Origin of the sequence: Brucella pecoris (assembly GCF_006376675.1) — a bacterium.
Lineage (GTDB): Bacteria > Pseudomonadota > Alphaproteobacteria > Rhizobiales > Rhizobiaceae > Brucella > Brucella pecoris.
Map to the genome: position 1 here is coordinate 58,498 of NZ_VEWK01000002.1, position 22,109 is coordinate 80,606.

Here is a 22,109-nt window from a genome sequence, read left to right on the forward strand (position 1 = left end):
CGAACGGGCCCGAATGGAAGGCTTGGCGATACAGCGATCAGAAGAAAGCCTGAATGCCGGTCTGGGCACGGCCCAGGATCAGCGCATGAACGTCATGCGTGCCTTCATAGGTGTTCACCGTTTCCAGATTCTGCGCGTGGCGCATGACGTGATATTCGATCTGGATGCCGTTACCGCCGTGCATATCGCGCGCCTGACGGGCAATATCGAGCGCCTTGCCGCAATTGTTACGCTTGACGATGGAAATCATTTCCGGGGCCATCTTGCCGTCGTCGAACAGACGACCGACGCGCAAGCTTGCCTGAAGGCCAAGAGCGATTTCTGTTTGCATGTCGGCCAGCTTCTTCTGGTAAAGCTGCGTGCCAGCCAAAGGCTTGTCGAATTGCTTGCGATCGAGGCCATATTGGCGCGCGCGGAACCAGCAATCCTCTGCCGCACCCAGCACACCCCACGAAATGCCGTAACGGGCGCGATTGAGGCAGCCGAACGGGCCCTTGAGGCCGGAGACGTTCGGCAGAAGTGCATCTTCCGAAACCTCGACGCCATCCATCACAATTTCGCCGGTGATCGATGCGCGCAGCGAAAGCTTGCCACCGATCTTCGGTGCGGAAAGACCCTTCATGCCCTTCTCGAGCACGAAGCCGCGAATAGCATTGTCGTGCGCAGCGGATTTGGCCCAGACCACAAACACATCGGCGATCGGGGAGTTTGAAATCCACATCTTGGAACCGCTCAGGCGGTAGCCACCGTCGATCTTTTCGGCGCGGGTCTTCATGCCTGCCGGATCGGAGCCTGCATCGGGCTCAGTCAGGCCGAAGCAGCCGATCAATTCGCCGGAAACAAGGCCCGGAAGATATTTCTTGCGCTGTTCGTCGGAGCCATAGGCGTAGATCGGATACATCACGAGCGACGACTGCACGCTCATCATCGAACGATAACCAGAATCGACACGCTCGACTTCACGCGCCACCAGACCGTAAGAAACATAGCCCGCATTGGCCGCGCCATATTCTTCGGGAAGCGTCACACCCAAGAGGCCGGCCTGCCCCATGAGGCGGAACAGTTCCGGATCGGTCGTCTCATCCAGATAAGCCTTTTCAACGCGTGGCAGCAGAACGTCCGTTGCAAAAGCTTTGGCCGAGTCGCGGATCATACGCTCTTCTTCGGTCAACTGTTCATCCAACAGAAACGGGTCTTCCCAGCTAAAAGCCGCACGTGACATTAGTGTATTCTCCTCAATGAAAATTCGCAGGAAATATGAACCGTGTGGATGTTTGGTGCAATCGACGTTTACTCATCGATCTATTCCATTTAGTAATGGATCATGACCTCGATATCACGCCGCCTGCTTCCATCCACGAGCGCGCTCGCCGCCTTTGATGCGGTTGCGCGACACGAGAGTTTTTCTGCTGCTGCCGAGGAATTATCGTTGACCCAAGGCGCAGTGAGCCGGCAGATTGCAACGCTTGAAGAACAGCTCGGGACCGCGCTTTTCGACCGCACCAGCCGTCATGTCGTCCTCTCTGATGCGGGACGTGTCTATCTGAAGGTGGTGGGGCCAGCGCTTGCGTCCATCCGTGCCGCTTCGCTGCAAGTGATGTCGCAAATGCGTGGCACCACGCTCAATCTGGCTTTCCTGCCGACATTCGGGACACGTTGGCTGATACCGCGCATACCGCGCTTCGTGGCGAAATACCCAGATATCATCCTCAATTTTGCGACACGTATCGGGCAATTCGATTTTGATCGCGAGGGCCTGGATGCTGCGATCCACATCGGCCAACCGGATTGGCCCAACGCCGACAGCATTTTCCTGATGGATGAAACCGTCGCACCGGTCTGCAGCCCTGCTTTTCTTCAACAGAATCCGGTTCGCGCGCCGGTCGATCTTCTACCGCTTCCCTTGTTCAATATGGCTTCCCGTCCCGGCGCATGGGATCATTGGTTCAAAAGCCTCGACATGACAGCGCCCGCTTCTCCAGGCATGCGCTTCGAGCAGTTTTCAAATGTCTCGCAGGCCTGCATTGCCGGTCTCGGCGTTGCTTTGATGCCCTTATTCCTCATCCGCGCCGAGATCGAGAGCGGCCAGCTTGTCGTCGCCTGTCCGCATACGGTCAAAAGTCCAAGCAGCTATTATTTTGTGACGCCGAAGGCTCGTTCGCACACTCCGGCGGTCTCGGCCTTCCGTGATTGGCTGCTGACGGAAATCAAATATGAAAGCGAAGATCAACCGGCTACGAAACCAGCATAACCATCGTCCAGCGTCTTGCTCAGGATCGTCGAATAGTCGGCGAAGGATCGGTCACCGGACCGGACACGCCCGAATGATGGATCGGCGAACAACTTCATCGGAACGAGCGCAAGCGGCGTCGCGACGGGTGTTAGATGGGCACCCTGCCCGGCCCGCAATGTTGTCAGAATACCGAACATTTCGCCTGTGATGCTTGGGCGGGAAAGCACGGCCATGCGGTACTGGCCGGATGTATTCGTCACCAGATAGATGTGACCCGAAAGATGTGGGACGGAAACCGCACCCTGTTGCGAGAACGAGACGTCGGAACGTTCCCGTTCGCGAAAACTGAGATGGCCGGTATCGAAATCCCAACCAATTTCCGTGATGTAAGCGAAGATCGCTTTGTCCTCGCCAAAGGATGGGCGCAAGGTCAGGTAATTGCCTTCAAGCCATGATACCGAGGCGCGTGAATAGGCTCCCAGCTCTTCCGCTGCATGACCGTTGCCATTGTTGGTGGGATGGCCGGGCGCTTCACTCTCCTGCTCTCGCAAGGCGACACCCATAGCCTGTTCGAGCCGGATGATCGTCGCCAGCGTGAACGGCCTGTGTCCCGACAGCGCCTTTTCCAAAGTTGAAAGGCTGATCCGGGCCTCATCCGCCAATAGCTGGCGTGAAATACGCCGTCGAGCAATTTCCTCACGAACCCGTATCGCGACACGGGTATTGATCTGGTCGGGCAAATGGGAGTCCTGATCGGACATAGCTCATCCTGAATTGCGTACTTTTCTTCACAATTCCACACATATGCGTAACCGGCAAGGCGGTTTGCGGAAAGTGGCGGCTGAAACTTGGCAAAGCTTACGCTGGAGTGGAAACACCGCATCCAGCGACAATGTCTCCAGTTCTTCGAGGTGAACAAGGAGCATGTCATGTCACCCGCGATAAGCCTTTCAAATCAGCGCATTAGAGGCAGGGCTCTCTCCCGCTTCTGTTCATTCGTCTGGTTCTGCAACATGGCGCTACTGCCTGCGCTAGCCGTTATCTTCTGTCTGTTGCAGATCGCTCATGCCCGTGCCGAAGTGCCCGCTTTGGTCACTCCAAACGAGGTTCAATCCGGCAGCCTTCTTCTTGAGACAAACGATGCCGGGCGTTATGTCGAAGCGCCCCGGCTTGCAACCGATGTCAATCTCGACGTGAGCGGCCCGACAGCGCGAGCCCGGCTGACGCAGGCATTCGAGAACCCGACGGACGGTTTCGTTGAAGCCTTGTATGTTTTCCCGTTACCGGAAGACAGTGCTGTCTATTCGCTGAAAATGGTCATCGGTGATCGCGTGATCATCGCTGACGTCAAGGAGAAACAGGCAGCGCGCGAAATATACGAACAGGCGAAAAGCGAAGGGAAAAAGGCCACGCTGATCGAACAGCAGCGGCCAAATGTGTTTACCAATGCGATCGCCAATATCGGTCCGCACGAGAAAGTCGTCATTCAGATCGAGTATCAGCAGGCCGTGCGTCTTTCCGATGGCCGTTTCTCGCTGCGTGTCCCGTTGGTCGTCGCGCCGCGTTACAATCCCGACAATGCCTCCCCCGTTGTTCAGGAAGTCGAAATGAAAAACGGTTGGGGCAAGTCGAACGATGCTGGCAAGCCTGATACTTACAATGCGCCGCTTGTGACGCCTTTGACGCCACCGGCTGCCCTGCGAACCAATCCCGTGACCATCTCAGTCGATCTGAAGGCAGGCTTCCCTCTTGGAAAGGTTGAAAGCCCTTACCACAAGGTCAGGATCGATACGACGAATGACACGACACGAGAAATCACGCTGGATGGAACGGCGGCTGCAGATCGCGACTTCGTTCTGGAATGGAGCGCTGTCGCAACCGATACGCCGCAAGTCGGCCTGTTCCGTGAGCATATCGGTAAAGACGATTATGTGCTTGCCTATGTCACCCCGCCAGCGCTTGCGACCACCCGAAATGCCAAGCGAGAGATCATTTTCGTGATCGACAATTCAGGATCAATGGGCGGCACCTCCATTGAACAGGCGAAGGCCAGTCTGGACTATGCGTTGTCACGTCTTCAGCCCGGTGATCGCTTCAACGTGATCCGCTTCGATGACACATTGACAAGGTTCTTCGAGGACTCCGTCGATGCCAATCAGCAGAATATTGCATCTGCCCGCGGTTTCGTAACGAGCCTCGAAGCACAAGGCGGAACGGAGATGTTGCCTGCCCTTCACGCTGCGCTTGATGACAGCAATCAGGGCAATGGGTTGCGCCAGATCGTATTCCTGACTGATGGTGAAATCAGCAATGAGCAGCAATTGTTCGATGCCATCGCAGCCCGCCGTGGACGCTCGCGTATTTTCATGGTCGGCATCGGCTCTGCCCCGAATTCCTATCTGATGAACCGAGCAGCGGAACTCGGACGCGGAACCTTCACGCATATCGGATCGGCGGCTGAAGTGGATGAACGTATGCGGGCACTTTTCGACAAGCTTGAAAACCCGGCTGTTACCGATCTGAAGGCCAATTTCTCGGAAAAGAATGTGAGCATGACGCTCTCCCTTCTGCCCGATCTCTATCGTGGTGAGCCACTTGTCATCGCAGCGCGAATGGGCAAGGCGACTGGAAACCTTGTCATTGAAGGCCAGATTGATAGGCGTCCGTGGACAGTCAATCTGCCGCTCGATCAGGCAATGAATGCTGAAGGTATTTCGAAATTGTGGGCACGTCGCAAGATCGACGATGCGGAAGTGGAACTTACCCTTGGCAACATTACTCAGGACGCAGCCGATGCGCGCATTCTTCGCCTCGCACTGGAGCATCATCTGGTCAGTCGGCTGACGAGCCTCGTGGCCGTCGAAAAAACACCGTCGCGACCGGCAAATGCGCCACTGACCCGCGCCGATATTCCACTGCAACTGCCTGCCGGTTGGAATTATGACACGCTGTTCGGCATTCGCGCGGATCGCAACGTGAACGATCACGCCAGCATGAAATCGGATGAGCAGAGCGATAATGTTCGCGTCCGCAAAAGCCCTGTCTCGCCGTCGTCCCCGACGCCATCCATCCCTTTGCCACAAACGGCAACACCAGCAACAATGCTGCTCATGCAGGGGCTGGGCCTGATGCTGGTTGGCTTGTTCGTCTTCTGGTTCTTCCGCCGCAAGGAGAATGTGTGATGTTCACCAATCCAGTTATAACCGGGAGCGCGCTGAGGCGCTCCCTTCTTCCAGGGGTAGGCATCGTCTTGATCGTGTTCGGTCTGGCAATTGCTGGTCAGGGCGTTTGGATACATGCCAAGGCGTTTGCAGCGCAAATTCTGCTTGAAAGGGCATTTGCGGAAAGTGTCGAAACCGGCGTTCCGGTTAAGCCCTGGACCTGGGCCGATACATGGCCGGTTGCCCGTATCGAGGCCCCGCGCCTCGGTGAATCGGCGGTCGCTCTGAAAGGCGCCAGCGGACAGGCACTGGCTTTCGGCCCCGGTCATCTCGACAATACGGCGATGGCTGGTGAACGGGGAACGGCCGTATATGCCGCGCATCGCGATACGCATTTCGCATTTCTGAAAAACATCGAAAAGAATGATCAGATCGTCGTCACCCGGAGTGACGGGCAGAGCGTTTCCTATCGCGTCAGCCATATGGTTGTCGCACGTTGGGATGAAGCGAGCATCGTTCCAGATAGCGAGGGCCACCACCTCGTGCTGGCGACCTGCTACCCATTCGACGCCATTACACCGGGGCCGCTTCGCTATCTGGTCTATGCAGATATGGAGACCGGTCGGTCAGGCGATTGACTGGCCGATTGATCGACTTGCGATTTCATATGAATGCAGGCGTTTTTTGTGGTCATGGATCATGCCGGTCAGCATCAATTCATCAGCGCCAGTGCTTTCGGCAAAGGCTTTGATGCCCTTGGCCACAGTGTCAGGTCCACCAACGACACGGCATGACAGCATCTGGCGAACGAGCGCCTGAGCAGATGGATCGAGCCGCTCCATATAGCCTTCGACAGGAGCCGGCAGCTTGCCCGGTCGACCGCTGCGAAGATTGACGAAGGCCTGCAATTGTGACGTGAAAAGATAGTTTGCCTCTTCGTCCGTATCAGCCGCAATTACGTTAAGGCCCAGCATCACATAAGGCTTCTGCATATATTCCGATGGTTCGAACCGTTCGCGATAAAGGGCGATGGCGCGTTCCATTTCTGCAGGCGCAAAGTGTGAGGCAAATGCGTAGGGCAGACCCAGCATGGCGGCAAGCTGTGCGCCAAACAGGCTGGAACCGAGAATCCAGACCGGCACATTCAATCCCTCGCCCGGCACTGCGCGCACGCGCTGGCCGGGTTCCGCCGGTTTGAAATAATTCAGCAACTCGACCACATCTTGCGGAAAGGCATTGGCATCGCTGTCGAGATTGCGACGAAGCGCATGAGCGGTAATCTGGTCGGTACCCGGAGCCCGCCCAAGACCGAGATCAATGCGGCCCGGAAACAGGGAAGCAAGCGTGCCGAACTGTTCCGCAATCACCAGAGGTGAATGATTGGGCAGCATGACGCCGCCCGCGCCGACGCGGATTGTCGAGGTTCCGTTGGCAACATAACCGATCACCACAGATGTGGCAGCGCTGGCGATGCCTGGCATATTGTGGTGTTCGGCAAGCCAGTAACGGTGGAAGCCGAGCCGTTCGGCTAGTTGCGCAAGTTCCAGCGTGTTGTGCAGCGACTGCGCTGCATCATTACCTTCGGGAACGGGCGAAAGATCGAGAACGGATAAGGGTATCATACTGGCTCATATGGGTTGGAACGCGGCATCCGCAACGTTAGAAAGTAAAAAAGGCGACCTATTTCTAGGCCGCCCTTTGTCATTGGTTCAACGCAAGTTTCAGTGATGTTGCGCTGTAGCCGGTTCACCGCCTTCTTCTTTTGATGCGATATACTCGCCTTCCACATCCTTCTTGGCGATGAAGGTGTAGAACATCGGCACCACGAACAGCGTGAAGATCGTGCCGATCACGATGCCGGTGAAGATTACCAGACCCATCGAATAGCGAGCCGCCGCACCGGCCCCGGTCGCGATGATCAGGGGTACGACACCAAGCGCCATCGCCGCCGTGGTCATCAGGATCGGGCGCAGGCGGGTTTCAGCCGCGACGATGATCGCATCCCGGCGGGAAAGACCATGCAGGCGGCGTTGCTGGTTGGCGAATTCCACCATCAGAATACCGTGCTTGGTAATCAGCCCGACAAGGGTGATGAGGCCAACCTGTGTATAGATGTTCAGCGTGCCGAGACCGATATTCAGCGGCACGATTGCGCCGAAGATCGACAGCGGAACCGACATCATGATGATGAACGGATCGCGGAAGCTTTCAAACTGTGCCGCAAGCACGAGATAGATCACGATAACGGCGAGGCCGAAGGCGATCAGGATCGTGTTGCCCTGCTCCACTTCCAGACGTGACTGGCCGGAATAATCCAGGAAGAAGCCTTCCGGCATCTTGGATTTGGCCAGATCGACCAGAGTTTGCAGGCCCTGTCCGGTCGTAACACCCGGCAGAGGCAGAGCCGAAATCGTCGCGGAGTTTAGCTGGTTGAACTGCTCGATTGCCGCAGGCGATGCGTTCTGGTTGATCGTGATGACCGAAGATAGCGGGATCATCGAGCCGGAAACACTGCGTACATAGAAGTCACCGAGCTTTTCCGGGTTCGAACGGTATGCATCAGGCACCTGCGTGATGATGTCATAGCTGTTGGAATCGCGGTCGAACTTGGCGACAGATGCACCACCAGTCAGAAGACCGAGTGTCGAACCTATATCGCTGATCTGCACGCCCAGCGTCGCCGCGCGGTCGCGATCAATAGTGATCGTGATCTGCGGTGCGTTGAAGGAAAGCGAGTTCTGCACAATGATGTACTGGCCGGAGGCCTGTGCTTCGTTCTTGATTTCTTCAGCCAGTGCGAAAACCTGATCGGCCGGGCCGGTCGATTGCAGAGCAATCGAGATCGGTAGACCGCCACCCGTTCCCGGCAGGGATGGAGGTGCGAAGATGAAGGCCTGAACGCCTGCGACCTTGGAGATACGTGCGGTCAGGTCTTCCTGAATTTGCTTTTGCGAGCGGCTACGCTCGTTCCAGTCCTTCAGAACCCACAGCGCGATACCCGATGTCGTGCCGCCGTCCATGCCGACGATCTGGAAGCGGGTCTTCAATTCCGGAAGATCCTTGGTCAGTTCGTCGATCTGTTCGGCATAGAGATTGGTATAGGCCGAGGTTGCATATTGCGGAGCCTGGAACATCGAGAACAGCGCGCCGGAATCTTCTTCCGGTGCCAGTTCGCTCGACGTGTTCATGAACAGGAATCCCGTCAGTCCCATCAGCGCTATAACGATCATCAGCGTGATGCCGCGATAATTGAGCGAGTTGGAGACGCGGCGGTGATACCACTTCTCGAAGCGCGAGAAGGTCCGGTCGATGAACTTCTGGAACCGTGTCTGATCCCCATGCTTGAGCATGCGCGCGCACATCATCGGCGAAACCGTCAATGCGGCAATGCCTGAGATGATAACGGCACCGGCCAGCGTGAAGGCGAATTCGCGGAACAGTGCGCCTGTCAGGCCGCCTGTGAATCCGAGCGGCGCGAACACCGCTGCCAGCGTGATTGTCATGGCGATGATCGAGCCGGTGATTTCCTTCATGCCCTTGAACGCGGCATCCATGGGCTTGAGGCCCTCTTCGATATGCCGGTGAATGTTCTCCAAAACCACGATGGCGTCGTCGACCACAAGGCCGATGGCGAGAACCATAGCAAGCAGCGACAACAGATTGATCGAGAATCCGAGCACGTAAAGAAAGAAACACACGCCGATCAACGAGATCGGAATTGTGACAATCGGAATCAGCACCGACCGGAACGAGCCGAGGAAGACGATGATAACCAGGATGACGATGGCGACGGCTTCGCCGATGGTCGTGAAGACTTCCTTGATCGAGGAGCTGATCTGCTCGGTCGCGTCGTAAACGAGAACGAGTGACATGCCTTCCGGCAGCGACGCCTGGATCGACGGCAGTTCCTTGCGAACCGCAGCCGCCATATCGATGGGGTTTGCTGCCGGAGTCGGGAAGACGCCGAGGAACGTACCCGCCGAGCCGTTGAAGGAAACGATGGTGTCCGTGCTTTTCGCCGCCAGTTCTACCCGTGCGACGTCACGCAGGCGAACGACATCGTCACCCGATGCCTTGATCGGCATTGCGCCGAAGGCCTCCGGGGTCTGCAAAGTCGATTTCAGCGTGATCGAAGACGCCACATATTCGTTCTTCGTCGTGCCCGGTGCCGACAGGAAGTTGGAGGCCTTGATTGCCGCCAGAACTTCCGGTGCCGTGATCTGGCGGGCCGCGAGCTGGATCGGATCGAGCCAGACGCGCATAGAATAAACCTGACCGCCCAGAATTTCAGCCTTCGCAACGCCCTGAATGGTGGACATGCGCGGCTGGATAACACGCTCCAGATACTCGGTGATCTGTTCGCTCGTCATGTTCGGGTTCTGCGCCGCCAGATACATGGTAGCGAAGTTCTGGCCCGTTCCCTTGACGATGACAGGGTCGTCGGATTCGTCCGGCAAGTCGCCGCGAACCTGATTGACCTTGGCGATGACTTCCGTCAGCGCCGCATCCGGGTTTGCCCCGAGCTTCATCTGCACGGTCACTGTGCTCGACGATGGACGGCTTGAAGACGTCACATAGTCGATGTTTTCAGTGGTCGCGACCGCTTCGGCGATCGGCGCGGTAATAAAGCCCTGAATGAGATCAGCGCTCGCACCGGCATAGTTCGTCGTAACTGTGATGACGGTTTCATCGACCTTCGGATATTCGCGCACCGTAAGCTGCGCGATCCCCTGAAGGCCCAACAGGATGATCATCAGGGCGACCACCGTGGCAAGCACGGGGCGCCGGATGAAAATATCGGAAAAGCTCATCGTGATCGCCTATTGCTTGTCAGCCGGTTGGCCGGCTGGGATCGGATTGACGGTGTTGTCGATTTTCACCGGTACGCCAGGCGAAAGCCGGTTCTGACCTGCCGTAATGATGATATCGCCAGCCTTGAGACCGCTTGTAATCTCGACGATACCGGAATAACGGCGTCCAAGCTTGATGAAGACCTGCTGTGCGACCTGCTTCTCGCCCTCTTCCGGCTTTGCATCGGCGGCTGGAGCCTTGGTGGCATTTGTGTCTTCCTGCTTTTGTTCAGGACGAACAGCGTAGACATAATCGCCATAAAGACTGGAAATGATCGTGGTCTGCGGCAGCGCGATGACGTTGTCTTCTTCCGGCAGTTCAACGCGAACCTGCACGAACTGGCCCGGCGTCAGCTTGTGATCCGGATTCTGCACTTCGGCGCGCACGGAGACGAGACGGGTCGTCGGATCAATCTTCGGGTCGATACCGACAATCGTTCCGGTGAAATCCAGCGCTTCTGCAGTCGAGCCAACCTTCACGGTCTGTCCGAGCTTGATTGATGACAGCGACTGTTCCGGGACGGTAAAGTCGATACGCATCACATCGGTGCTCTGCAACGTGGCAATGACCGTACCCGGTGTCAGATACTGACCTATATCAACCTTGGAAATGCCAATGACGCCGGAGAATGGAGCCTTGACGGACTTCTGGGCCAGCGTTGCACGCATTTTTTCAACGCGCGCGCTTGCGGCATCGGCGACCGAAGCTGTTGTATCGACATTCGACACAGCACCAACACCGCGCGTGCGCAACGTATCAGCGCGCTTCAGGTTCTGCTGGGCAAGAACGGCTTCAGCTTCAGCGGCGGCGAGGTCCGCCTTCTGAATGCTATCTTCCATCTGAAGCAGCAGGTCGCCTTCCTTGACCTCCTGATTGGCCTTGAAGTTGATCGTCTTCACAAGGCCGTCAAGCTGTACGGTCAGATCAACGCCATTGAGCGCATTGGCCGTGCCGATGGCTTCCACACCCGGCTTCCAGACGCCCGGCTCCACTGTGACGGTCGAAACCGTCTGGGCGGGTTGCTGCATGTTGGCGAAAAAGTCTTTGATGGCCTGTGATCGAAACAGGTTAAAGCCAACGAGGCCTCCAACGACGATCACCAGGAATATTATTGCCAGAATAAGGCGCTTGATCATTGCGGATGCACTCCAGATGGCTCCCTGATCGATCAGGGTTGGGGGATTGGCCGCGGCGCCTTCTTTTGCAGTCACGCAAAGGTCGCGCGTATTTTACTTGTATGAAAGTGGCGAATTACTGTACCGTCTGGACGGTATTGTCAACATGCGAACTGTCAGGAGACGCAAGTCAGTTGTTAGCGAAAAAGAAAGTCTCGTCGCGCGAACGTATTTTGCGCGCTGCTACCGAGCTTGCCCGTGAGATCGGACCTGCTCACCTCTCTCTCGATGCCGTAGCAGCCCGTGCGGGGCTTTCAAAAGGCGGGTTGCTTTATTCTTTTCCGACGAAAGCCAAACTGCTCGAAGCAGTCGTAGAAGAATATATGAAAGAGCACGAACATGCCATGGAAGTTCAGGAGACACTCCAAAAAGGCGATAAAAACCGCTTAGCGCGGGCTTTTCTTGATGTTTACCGGGTTCAGGCTGATGACGAGCCGCCCGCTTGCGGCGTGCTTGCAGCGCTGGCCGAAGACCCCGGTTTCATGGTGCCTGTTCGTCAGTATCACCGGGCATTGCTGGACCGTATGATCAAGGATACGACCGACGCGGATACGGCACTGATCGTTTATCTCGCCGTCGCCGGACTTGAATGTTCCAAACTGATGGAATGTGAAATTCTGAACGATGAAGAACAGCGTACCGTTCTCTGTCGTCTGGAAAACATGCTGACAGAAAACTGACAGTTGGAAAGAAAAGGGCGCTATGCGCCCTTTGGTTTAACAGGCTGCGAATCAGAGCGGAGCCATATCGCCCCTCGCCCATCCTTCCGAGGTTTCGGCGGCAAATTCGCCAAAGCGCCCATCGGCAATCGATGCACGGATGCCCTCCATCAGATACTGATAATAGGCCAGATTGTTCCAGGTCAGGAGCATGGCGCCGAGCGCTTCACCGGATTTCACCAGATGGTGCAGATAGGCGCGGCTATAGTCGCGCGATGCAGGGCAATCCGATTCCGGATCGAGTGGGCGATGATCATCCGCATGGCGCGCATTGCGCAGGTTTACCTTGCCGAAACGGGTGAAGGCAAGACCGTGGCGGCCTGCTCGCGTCGGCATCACGCAATCGAACATATCGATCCCGCGCGCGACAGACTTCAAAATATCGTCCGGCGTGCCGACACCCATCAGGTAGCGGGGCTTTTCCGATGGCAGGATCGGGCAGACGACTTCCAGCATGTCGAGCATGACCTGCTGCGGCTCGCCGACCGCAAGCCCGCCGACCGAATAGCCCTTGAGGTCCATTGCCTTCAGCGCTTCTGCGGATTTTTCACGCAGACGAGCGACATCGCCGCCTTGCACGATACCGAACATCGCCTTGCCCGGTTGATCGCCGAAAGCGACCTTGCAGCGTTCAGCCCAGCGTAGCGACAATTCCATGGCGCGCTCGGTGTTCTTTTCCGGCGAAGGCAGCGCCACGCATTCATCGAGCTGCATCTGTATATCGGAATCGAGCAATCCCTGAATCTCGATGGACCGCTCCGGCGTCATTTCATACGCCTTGCCATCGATATGCGAGCGGAATGTTACGCCGTTTTCGTCGAGCTTGCGCAATTGCGCCAGAGACATGACCTGAAACCCACCGGAATCGGTCAGGATCGGACCCTTCCAGCCGCCGAACTCATGCAAGCCGCCGAGCTTAGCCACGCGCTCCGCACCGGGACGCAGCATCAGGTGATAGGTGTTGCCAAGGATGATATCGGCACCCAGTTCCTTCACCTGGTCCATATACATGGCCTTGACCGTACCGGCCGTACCGACGGGCATGAAGGCAGGCGTACGCACCACGCCGCGCGGCATGGAAATCTCGCCCTGACGAGCCGCACCATCGCGTGCAAGCACCTTGAATTCGAAGTTTTCGCTTGTCTTTAAGTTTTCCAGAGTCATGCGGTGTCTTTAGCTTTGTCGGCTCGCTCAAGCAAGCTGCCGTCACCATAGGAATAAAAGCGATAGCCGTTGTTGATGGCATGATCGTAGGCAGCGTGCATCGTCTCAAAGCCGCTGAAGGCTGATACCAGCATGAACAGCGTCGAGCGTGGCAAATGGAAATTGGTCATCAGCAGATCGACTGCCCTGAACTTGTAGCCGGGCGTGATAAAGATGTCGGTCGCGCCAGACCATGGGCGGACGATACCGTCCTCGCCCGCAGCACTTTCGATCAAGCGCAGCGATGTCGTGCCGACACAGATGATCCTGCCGCCTCGCTCGTGTACGGCATTGAGCGCATTGGCAGTCCGTTGCGAGACATAACCGATTTCCGAATGCATCTTGTGGTCGGTCGTATCGTCGGCTTTGACCGGCAAAAACGTTCCCGCTCCCACATGCAGCGTTACAAAATGCTCTTCGATGCCTTTGGCCTTGATCTTTTCAAGCAGGTCGGGTGTGAAATGCAATCCGGCAGTGGGGGCAGCAACCGCGCCTTCTTCACGTGCGTAGACCGTCTGGTAGTCCTTCCGGTCACGTTCGTCTTCAGCGCGCTTCGATGCGATATAGGGGGGCAGCGGAATGTGTCCGACCGATGCAATCGCCTCATCCAGCATGGCGCCCGAAAGATCGAATACGAGAAGCGCTTCGCCTGCATCGCCCTTTTCGGCCACGGTGGCGTCAAGCGTGCCGAGGAAGCAGCTCGAACCGGAGTGGCCGAAACGAATACGATCGCCTTCTTTAACGCGCTTGCCCGGCCGCAAAAATGCTTTCCAGCGATCAGGGCCGGTGCGCATATGCAGCGTGGCGCTGATCTGCGAAATATTGCCGTCACGTTCGCGCATGCCTTCAAGTTGCGCAGGTATCACCTTGGTATCATTGAAAACAAGGGCGTCGCCCGGCTGCAGAAGATCCGGCAGTTCGAATACTTGTCGATCTTCGAATGGCTGGCCAGGACGGACGCACAACAGCTTGGCGTGGTCACGCGGCTCCACTGGACGTAGAGCAATGCTCTCTTCCGGCAATTCGAAATCGAAAAGATCAACGCGCATTATGAACCTCTAAAGCATGTCCAGCAAAAGTGCGAAGCGGTTTTGCGTCCGGAAATGCGGTGAACAAATTACGGCCCCGGCATGAACCGGAGCCGTAATTTCTCAATGGAATTGGCAGGATCAGACGTCGGCAGCGATACGGGCCGTCACGATCGTATCCGGATCGGCAACAGGCTCACCGCGCTTGATCTTGTCGACATTGTCCATGCCTTCGATAACCTGACCCCAGACGGTATACTGACGGTCGAGCCACGGAGCGTCGGTAAAGCAGATGAAGAACTGCGAGTTGGCCGAGTTTGGGTTGGCCGAACGTGCCATTGAAGCAGTGCCGCGCTTGTGCTGCGTGTTGGAGAATTCCGCCTTCAGGTCTGGCTTGTCCGAACCGCCCATGCCGGCGCGCGAACCATTGAAATGAGCGCCACCCGTCTTGCCGAACTTCACGTCGCCGGTCTGGGCCATGAAGCCATCGATCACGCGGTGGAACACAACGCCGTCATAGGCACCTTCGCGGGCCAGTTCCTTGATACGCGCAACATGATCCGGCGCGAGATCCGGATAAAGTTCCAGAACGACGTTGCCCTTGGTGGTTTCCAGAACGAGCGTGTTTTCAGGGTCTTTGTAAGCCATTGGGCCTCTCCTTGTATTTTACTTCTTGTCGGCCTGAAGCGTGGCCTTGATGATCTTGTCGGGGTTTTCCACGGCGCCATTATCGGCTTCGCTACCCTTCTTTATCTTGTCGACGATATCCATGCCGCTGACAACCTTACCGACCACAGTGTACTGGCCGTTGAGGAACGCGCCGTCCGCAAACATGATGAAGAATTGCGAATTGGCCGAGTTCGGGTTCTGGCTGCGGGCCATGCCGACCGTGCCGCGCACGAAGGGTTCCTTCGAGAATTCTTCCGGAATATCCGGGTAGTCCGAACCGCCGGTGCCAACGCGCGAGCCATCGAAGCCCTTGTCCATATTGCCGAACTTCACGTCGCCGGTCTGGGCCATGAAGCCCGGGATGACACGGTGGAAGGCAACGCCGTTATAAGCGCCTTCACGAACCAGCTTTTCGATCTGGGCCACATGCTTGGGCGCGAGGTCGGGGCGGAGCTGAATAGCGACGTCGCCGTCCTTCAGCTTGAGAACCACGGTGTTTTCGGCATTGGCGGCAGCAGCCGTCTGAACTGCCCCTTGCGACAGCGCGAAAAAGGCAACAGCGGCAAGTGCCGAACGAAAGAAAGACATGATCGAAAAACTCCCTGCGGTCAGGATTTAAATTTGGCGTTCAAAGCGGCAGCGACTGCCGCAGGAACAAAGGGCTTTATATCGCCGCCCATGGAGGCAATCTGGCGAACCAATGTGGCGGTAATCGTGCGCACCGCCGGGTCGGCAGGCAGGAACACGGTTTGCAGTTCCGGCGCCATGGTGCCGTTCATGCCTGCCATCTGCATTTCATAATCGAGATCAGTGCCATCGCGCAAACCGCGCACCATCAATTGTGCGGCATGTTTGCGTGCCGCATCGATGACCAACCCGTCGAAGGAAATGACGGAAACCCGGCCCGCATCCGTGCCCAATAAGGCCTTGGAACTTTCACCGATGAGCGCCACGCGCTCCTCGAAGGTGAAGAGGGGCTTTTTGCCGGGATGAGCGCCAATTGCGACAATAACCTTGTCGGCAAGGCGCAGGGCACCTTTGAGGACATCCATATGGCCATTTGTCACCGGGTCGAAGGAACCCGCATAAATCGCGATCGTCATTTCTTCCAGCTAGCCTTTTCTGACGGGATTTTCAACAAGAACCACTACGATAAGAAAACAGAAACCAAGAAACCAAATGAATGCGATATGAACAGCGATTTCACGACAAGTTCACAACCGATTTACCAAGATAGGTGCAAGTTCGGTGCAACCTTTTCGCTTCTGAAGCGTATGTATGTCGAAAGGATAACACGATGATGATCTTTCTTCTGGCATTATCCATGATGGTCGCGATGGCTGCGTCGGCAATCATATTGCTTCTCGATGAGAACGAAGCCAAGCGTCAACGCGTACGTCAGGTGGCATTCGACATCAACAGCTTGCGTAACATGCGTTCGCGCTGAGTATGAACAGTCGAGTTCACGCATCAGCGTTGGAGCTTGCTGAAAAAGAGTTTCTGTGATCGCCAATTCCTCCAGTCTTGGCATCTGAAAAAGGCCGATGGTTCCCGCCATCGGCCTTTTTCATTGTTCAGAACAAAAAGCCGGGGCTTTTTGATTATTCTTCGGTGTCAGCAGTTGGCGCTTCGCCTTCGGAAGCGGCCTCGCCGTCATTGCCGTTTTCTTCATCGCTATCCGCTTCGGATATGCGTTCGACCGAGACGACCTTTTCACCATCCGCCGTGTTGAAGATCGTGACGCCCTTGGTGGACCGTCCGGCAATACGGATACCGTCAACCGGTACGCGAATGAGCTGTCCGCCATCGGAAACAAGCAGAATCTGATCGCTTGCCTCGACCGGGAACAGGGCAACAAGCTTGCCGATTTCGTCGGTCTTCGACGTATCGGTAGCGCGAATGCCCTTGCCACCACGACCGGAAACGCGGAACTCGTAAGACGAGGAACGCTTGCCGTAACCGTACTCGCTGACTGTCAGCACGGTTTCTTCGCGTGCTTTCAGTTCCTGATAGAGTTCTTCCGAGAGATCGGCATCAACACCGACTTCTTCACCGACCACAACAATATCATCGGCATCGTCCGCACCTTGCGCCCTGCGCTCGGCAATCGAACGCTTGAGATAGGCGGAGCGTGTCGAGGCATCGGCATCGACATGATGCAGGATGGCCATCGAGATGACTTTGTCGCCCTCGGCCAGATTGATGCCGCGCACGCCGATGGAATTGCGGCCTGCAAAGACACGCACATCGGTAACCGGGAAGCGAATGCACTGGCCACCGGCACAGGTCAGAAGCACGTCGTCGAATTCCGTACAGGTATCGACCGAGAGGATTTCATCGCCCTCGTCTTCGAGCTTCATCGCGATCTTGCCGTTGCGATTGACCTGAACGAAGTCCGACAGCTTGTTACGGCGAACCGTACCGCGCGTGGTCGAGAACATGACATCGAGGTTTGCCCAGGACTCTTCATCCTCCGGCAGCGGCATGATCGTGGTAATGCGTTCGCCCTGCTGCAATGGCAGCATGTTGATGAGCGCCTTGCCGCGCGATTGCGGATTACCGACCGGCAGACGCCAGACCTTCTCCTTGTAGACAATGCCACGCGAGGAGAAGAACAGAACCGGCGTATGCGTATTGGCCACAAACAGACGCGTGACGAAATCTTCGTTCTTCGTCGCCATGCCGGAGCGGCCTTTGCCGCCGCGGCGTTGCGCACGATAGGTCGTCAGCGGCACACGCTTGATATAACCAGCGTGACTGACGGTAACGACCATATCTTCACGGGCGATAAGATCTTCATCGTCCATTTCTGCGCCACCAAGACCGAACTCGGTGCGACGTGGCGTGGCAAACTCGTCGCGAACAGCAATCATCTCTTCCGTGACGATTGTCATAACGCGGATGCGAGAACCCAGAATATCCAGATAATCGCGGATTTCTTCGCCGATCTTGTTCAGCTCGTCCGCGACTTCATCGCGGCCAAGTGCTGTCAGGCGCTGTAGGCGCAGATCAAGAATAGCACGCGCCTGCTCTTCCGAGAGGTTATACGTGTTGTCTTCATTGATCGCATGACGCGGATCATCGATGAGGCGGATGAGTGGTGCCACATCGGCAGCGGGCCAACGACGTTCCATCAACTGTTCACGCGCCGTTGCCGGATCCGGCGCACGACGAATAAGAGCGATGATCTCATCGATATTCGCAACTGCAATTGCCAGACCAACCAACACATGCGCGCGGTCGCGCGCCTTGTTGAGCAGGAATTTTGTGCGGCGCGTAACCACTTCCTCACGGAAGGCGACGAATGCGCGCAGCATGTCGAGCAGATTGAGCTGTTCCGGCTTGCCGCCGTTCAGCGCCACCATGTTGCAGCCGAAGGAGGTCTGCAGCGGCGTGTAACGATAGAGCTGGTTCAGCACGACATCGGCAACGGCATCGCGCTTGAGTTCCACCACGACGCGATAACCTTCGCGGTCGGATTCGTCACGCAGATCGGAAATGCCTTCGATACGCTTGTCGCGCACCAGTTCGGCCATTTTCTCGATCATCGACGCCTTGTTCACCTGATACGGAATCTCGGTGATGATGATGGCTTCGCGATCACCGCGCATTGGCTCGATTGTAGCGCGTCCGCGCATGATCACCGAGCCGCGACCGGTCGTGTAGGCGGAATTGATGCCAGCGCGTCCGAGGATGATACCACCCGTCGGAAAATCCGGGCCCGGAATGATTTCCATGATTTCTTCCAGCTCGATGGCCGGATTTTCAATCAACGCTATGCAGCCATCAATGACTTCGCCAAGGTTGTGCGGCGGAATATTGGTCGCCATACCGACCGCGATACCGCCAGACCCATTGACAAGCAGGTTCGGGAAACGCGCAGGCATAACCACCGGTTCCCGCTCGCGACCGTCATAATTGTCCTGAAAATTGACCGTATCCTTGTCAATGTCCGACAGGAGGGCTTCGGTGAGCTTTTCCAGACGGCATTCGGTGTAACGCATCGCTGCCGGTGGATCGCCATCGATGGAGCCGAAATTGCCCTGTCCGTCCACGAGCGGATCGCGCATGGAAAAATCCTGCGCCATACGCACGAGAGCGTCATAAATAGATGCGTCGCCATGCGGGTGATACTTACCCATGACCTCACCGATCACACCCGCCGACTTACGGTACGGGCGGTTATAGGCGAGGTTCATCTCGTTCATGGCGTGGAGAATGCGGCGATGTACGGGCTTCAGGCCGTCGCGCACATCGGGCAGCGCACGGCTCACGATAACGCTCATCGCGTAATCGAGATAGGAGCGCTGCATCTCCTCGATAATGGAAATCGGTTCGATACCGCTAGGGCCGCCGTTTGGGCCACCATTCATATCGTCGGAACCGGGTGGAGGCGTTTGATCTGACACTATTCAGATTTCTTTCTCAACAGAATCGATAAAGTCACTTTATAACGGAAACCAGCAAAAAACGCCAATTTCACGACCGTTTCGGCGGGCTATTTCCGCCTATTAAATCAAGGACTTAAAAGATATTCACATAAAGATTGAGCAAGGATGTTGCTCGTCACGGCGCTTTGCATCGACCATGTACCCCTGATCGTCTACAATTCATGTATCCGATTGAGCATAACATGCCAACAAGAAGGGCGCGTGCAGTATGGGGTTCTACGATACGGTTTTCAGCGCGTTCGTCACCCTTCTTGTTACAATCGATCCGCCCGGACTGGCGCCGTTGTTTCTGGCGCTAACGCCGGGCATGGAGCGGCACCACCGCGGACAGGTGGCGCTTCGCGCCTCCATCATCGGTTTTATCGTGATGGCGCTGTTTGCCATTGCGGGTGCGCAGATCCTCGGCATGTTCGGCATAACGATCGGTGCGTTCCGCGTCGCCGGTGGCTTGCTTCTCTTCTGGATTGCCTTCGAAATGATTTTCGAGAAACGAACCGAGCGCAAGGAAAAGAGCGCCGAGGTAGCCATCACCAAGGACCATATCCGCAATATAGCCGCCTTCCCGCTCGCCATTCCGCTGATTGCCGGTCCGGGAGCGATCTCGGCTATCGTGCTGACATCGGACTCGTTCCATGGAATTGGACCGCGAGCCGCTCTGCTTGGCGTCATCGCTGTCTGTTTGCTGATTACCTATTTTGTGCTGCTGCTTGCAGAACGCGTTGACCGGTTTCTTGGCGAAACCGGCCGTTCCATTCTGACTCGTCTCCTGGGCGTCATTCTTGCAGCGCTTGCCGTTCAGTTCGTTGCAGATGGCATCAAGACACTCATCAGTGGTTAAGCAGACTTCTGCGCCTTCTTGCCGATCATGGCGTGACGAAGCTTGGACGAGAACCAGTCGATCACGGCAACCGCGATCAGGATCATGATGATCAGGAAGGAAACATCCTGAAGGTTCAGAACCTTGATCTGTTCTGCCAGATGCGCGCCGATGCCGCCTGCCCCGACAATACCGATGATCGTTGCCGAACGGGTGTTTGACTCGAAGAAGTAAAGCACCTGACTGCCGATCAGTGGCAGAACCTGTGGCAGCACACCGAAGCGATAGCCATGCAGCCTGCCACCACCCGATGAGAGCACGCCTTCGACCGGCTTCTTGTCGGCGCCTTCAATGGCTTCGGAGAACAACTTGCCAAAAGCCCCGAAATCCGAGCAGGCGATCGCGAGAATACCGGCGAATGGTCCAAGCCCCACAACCGACACCCAGATCAGCGCCCAGATCAGCGTATCGACGCCGCGAATGGTGTCGAGGAAACGGCGTATGCCGAAATGCAGGAAGACATTCGGGATAATGTTCTTGGCGGCCAGAAAACCGAATGGAAAGGCCAGGATCGCCGCCAGCAATGTGCCGAGATAGGCGATTGCCAGCGTTTCCATCATCGACCACAGATAAAGGCTGAAACGCCCGCCGGACGATGGCGGCATCATCATCAGCGCGAAATCGCCGAGACGACCAAGACCATTGAGAATGCGCAACAAAGAGAAATCGAGCCAGTAGAAGGCGAACCAGACGGAAGCAACCAAAGCTACGGTTAAAATCGCCAGATTTCGCCAGGCACGCGCGTTTCCGAACAATTCGGCATGTTCTGCCCGAAGTTCCTTTTCATGCGCGTGCGCCTCACGGGAGAGACTTTGTGCAATATCGGTCATAATTCTCTCCTCAACCAATACGGCCCAGAAGCGCGTGGCGAATACGCTGCGTAATGAGATCGATGGCAACAATGGTCACGATAATCAGAAGCAGGATGGCGCTGACATCGCTGTAATAGAACTGGCGGATCGAGGTGAGCAGCTCCTGACCGATACCGCCCGCACCCACAAAGCCCATGACCGAAGCGCCACGCACGTTGATTTCAAAGCGCAGCAGGCCATAGGAAGCAAAATTGGCGGCGACTTGTGGAAGCACGGCAAAGCGGATGACCTGAAAACCGGAACCACCCGATGCACGAATGCCTTCCACCGGGCGCATATCGATGTTCTCAACAACTTCGGAGAACAATTTACCCAGCGCCCCCGTTGTATGAAGCATCAGCGCCAGCACACCGGCCATCGGCCCAAGACCGAAAGCGATAACGAAAAGCAGCGCGAAGACAATTTCAGGAACCGTACGCAGCAGCTCCAGCCCGCGACGAACGACGAAACGCACCGTCGAATTGGGAGCCATATTCGATGAAGCTGCAAATGACGCGGCAAAAGCGATGATGCCGCCGATCAAGGTTGCCAGGTAGGCAATCAACAGCGTCTCAAACAGCATCTTGAGCCAGCCGCCAAGGTTCCAGTACCAGGCTGCCATATCGCCCCAGAAATTGGCGATGGTCAGGTCTGGTAGAATCCGGCTGAGATAGCTTGTAAAGCGAAAGAGATTTTCGACCAGTGTGCCCGGCCGAACATCGGCAACGACGGAGGCAGCTATGGCGATAGCGACAAGCGCAAGGAGGAGCGCGATACCGTAGAGACGTCGTTTGCCGACTTCTCTCCGATAATCGGCAAGCAGGCTTTTTGCTCCGTTGCCGTCCAGTGAGGATACCGTCATGCGAGATTCCCTAACAAAAATGCCCGAAG

General features: G+C 56.4%; 19 protein-coding genes. 6 read left to right on the forward strand and 13 right to left on the reverse strand.

Annotated elements, in window-relative coordinates:
• Nucleotides 1-37: 37 nt before the first annotated feature.
• Nucleotides 38-1,222, reverse strand: coding sequence for an acyl-CoA dehydrogenase (locus tag FIB18_RS03520; protein ID WP_140019468.1), 1,185 nt, complete (start codon nucleotides 1,220-1,222; stop codon nucleotides 38-40).
• 102 nt (nucleotides 1,223-1,324) lie between these two features.
• Here FIB18_RS03520 and FIB18_RS03525 point away from each other — a divergent pair, with 102 nt between their 5' ends.
• Nucleotides 1,325-2,251, forward strand: coding sequence for a LysR family transcriptional regulator (locus FIB18_RS03525; protein ID WP_140019469.1), 927 nt, complete (start codon nucleotides 1,325-1,327; stop codon nucleotides 2,249-2,251).
• Here the strand turns inward: FIB18_RS03525 and FIB18_RS03530 are convergent.
• A complete protein-coding gene (locus FIB18_RS03530; RefSeq protein ID WP_140019470.1) occupies nucleotides 2,227-2,994 on the reverse strand; it encodes a helix-turn-helix domain-containing protein in 768 nt (255 codons plus the stop codon). The two genes, FIB18_RS03525 and FIB18_RS03530, sit on opposite strands and share 25 nt — an antisense overlap.
• Before the next feature lie 168 nt (nucleotides 2,995-3,162).
• On the opposite strand from FIB18_RS03530, the gene FIB18_RS03535 reads away from it, so the two are divergent.
• Together FIB18_RS03535 and FIB18_RS03540 are read left to right on the forward strand one after the other, a co-directional pair.
• Nucleotides 3,163-5,415, forward strand: a complete 2,253-nt coding sequence (locus FIB18_RS03535; protein WP_140019471.1) for a marine proteobacterial sortase target protein — start codon at nucleotides 3,163-3,165, stop codon at nucleotides 5,413-5,415.
• Nucleotides 5,415-6,032, forward strand: coding sequence for a class GN sortase (locus tag FIB18_RS03540; protein ID WP_140019472.1), 618 nt, complete (start codon nucleotides 5,415-5,417; stop codon nucleotides 6,030-6,032). The genes FIB18_RS03535 and FIB18_RS03540 overlap by 1 nt, the downstream gene beginning before the upstream one ends.
• Here the strand turns inward: FIB18_RS03540 and FIB18_RS03545 are convergent.
• From FIB18_RS03545 to FIB18_RS03560, 3 genes are all read right to left on the reverse strand, one after another.
• Nucleotides 6,021-7,016 (reverse strand): LLM class flavin-dependent oxidoreductase, encoded by a 996-nt coding sequence (locus FIB18_RS03545; protein ID WP_140019473.1) that lies wholly within the window; start codon nucleotides 7,014-7,016, stop codon nucleotides 6,021-6,023. The genes FIB18_RS03540 and FIB18_RS03545 overlap by 12 nt on opposite strands.
• A 99-nt stretch (nucleotides 7,017-7,115) precedes the next feature.
• Entirely contained in the window at nucleotides 7,116-10,205 is a 3,090-nt protein-coding gene (locus FIB18_RS03555) for an efflux RND transporter permease subunit (RefSeq protein WP_140019474.1), read from the reverse strand.
• A 9-nt stretch (nucleotides 10,206-10,214) separates the two neighbouring features.
• Nucleotides 10,215-11,381: an efflux RND transporter periplasmic adaptor subunit gene (locus FIB18_RS03560; protein WP_140019925.1), complete on the reverse strand. Its 1,167-nt coding sequence runs from the start codon at nucleotides 11,379-11,381 to the stop codon at nucleotides 10,215-10,217.
• A gap of 101 nt (nucleotides 11,382-11,482) precedes the next feature.
• Here FIB18_RS03560 and FIB18_RS03565 point away from each other — a divergent pair, with 101 nt between their 5' ends.
• On the forward strand, nucleotides 11,483-12,100 hold the full coding sequence (locus FIB18_RS03565) for a TetR/AcrR family transcriptional regulator (protein ID WP_407921845.1): 618 nt from the start codon (nucleotides 11,483-11,485) through the stop codon (nucleotides 12,098-12,100).
• Between the two features lie 51 nt (nucleotides 12,101-12,151).
• Here the strand turns inward: FIB18_RS03565 and tgt are convergent, their stop codons facing one another.
• The 5 genes from tgt to coaD all read right to left on the reverse strand — a co-directional run bounded on the left by tgt (nucleotide 12,152) and on the right by coaD (nucleotide 16,142).
• Nucleotides 12,152-13,303 (reverse strand): tRNA guanosine(34) transglycosylase Tgt, encoded by a 1,152-nt coding sequence (gene tgt, locus FIB18_RS03570; protein ID WP_140019475.1) that lies wholly within the window; start codon nucleotides 13,301-13,303, stop codon nucleotides 12,152-12,154.
• Nucleotides 13,300-14,391 (reverse strand): tRNA preQ1(34) S-adenosylmethionine ribosyltransferase-isomerase QueA, encoded by a 1,092-nt coding sequence (gene queA, locus FIB18_RS03575; RefSeq protein WP_140019476.1) that lies wholly within the window; start codon nucleotides 14,389-14,391, stop codon nucleotides 13,300-13,302. Before queA ends, tgt begins: the two co-directional genes overlap by 4 nt.
• 120 nt (nucleotides 14,392-14,511) lie before the next feature.
• Complete coding sequence (locus FIB18_RS03580) at nucleotides 14,512-15,018, reverse strand: peptidylprolyl isomerase (RefSeq protein ID WP_140019477.1); 507 nt, start codon at nucleotides 15,016-15,018, stop codon at nucleotides 14,512-14,514.
• Nucleotides 15,019-15,036: 18 nt separating this feature from the next.
• The gene (locus FIB18_RS03585; protein ID WP_140019478.1) at nucleotides 15,037-15,627 is read right to left on the reverse strand and encodes a peptidylprolyl isomerase; all 591 of its coding nucleotides are present in this window, start codon (nucleotides 15,625-15,627) and stop codon (nucleotides 15,037-15,039) included.
• A gap of 20 nt (nucleotides 15,628-15,647) precedes the next feature.
• A complete protein-coding gene (gene coaD / locus FIB18_RS03590) occupies nucleotides 15,648-16,142 on the reverse strand; it encodes a pantetheine-phosphate adenylyltransferase (protein ID WP_140019479.1) in 495 nt (164 codons plus the stop codon).
• 194 nt (nucleotides 16,143-16,336) lie between these two features.
• Between coaD and FIB18_RS24940 the strand changes: the two genes are divergently transcribed.
• Nucleotides 16,337-16,486: a hypothetical protein gene (locus FIB18_RS24940; RefSeq protein WP_168436506.1), complete on the forward strand. Its 150-nt coding sequence runs from the start codon at nucleotides 16,337-16,339 to the stop codon at nucleotides 16,484-16,486.
• A 154-nt stretch (nucleotides 16,487-16,640) separates the two neighbouring features.
• Here FIB18_RS24940 and gyrA read toward each other — a convergent pair whose 3' ends face one another.
• Entirely contained in the window at nucleotides 16,641-19,412 is a 2,772-nt protein-coding gene (gyrA, locus tag FIB18_RS03600) for a DNA gyrase subunit A (protein ID WP_140019927.1), read from the reverse strand.
• A gap of 286 nt (nucleotides 19,413-19,698) precedes the next feature.
• Between gyrA and FIB18_RS03605 the strand changes: the two genes are divergently transcribed.
• On the forward strand, nucleotides 19,699-20,328 hold the full coding sequence (locus FIB18_RS03605; protein WP_140019481.1) for a MarC family protein: 630 nt from the start codon (nucleotides 19,699-19,701) through the stop codon (nucleotides 20,326-20,328).
• Here the strand turns inward: FIB18_RS03605 and phnE (FIB18_RS03610) are convergent.
• Both phnE (FIB18_RS03610) and phnE (FIB18_RS03615) read right to left on the reverse strand, forming a co-directional pair.
• On the reverse strand, nucleotides 20,325-21,197 hold the full coding sequence (phnE, locus tag FIB18_RS03610; protein ID WP_140019482.1) for a phosphonate ABC transporter, permease protein PhnE: 873 nt from the start codon (nucleotides 21,195-21,197) through the stop codon (nucleotides 20,325-20,327). The genes FIB18_RS03605 and phnE (FIB18_RS03610) overlap by 4 nt on opposite strands.
• A 10-nt stretch (nucleotides 21,198-21,207) precedes the next feature.
• Nucleotides 21,208-22,080: a phosphonate ABC transporter, permease protein PhnE gene (phnE, locus tag FIB18_RS03615; RefSeq protein ID WP_140019483.1), complete on the reverse strand. Its 873-nt coding sequence runs from the start codon at nucleotides 22,078-22,080 to the stop codon at nucleotides 21,208-21,210.
• Nucleotides 22,081-22,109: the final 29 nt, after the last annotated feature.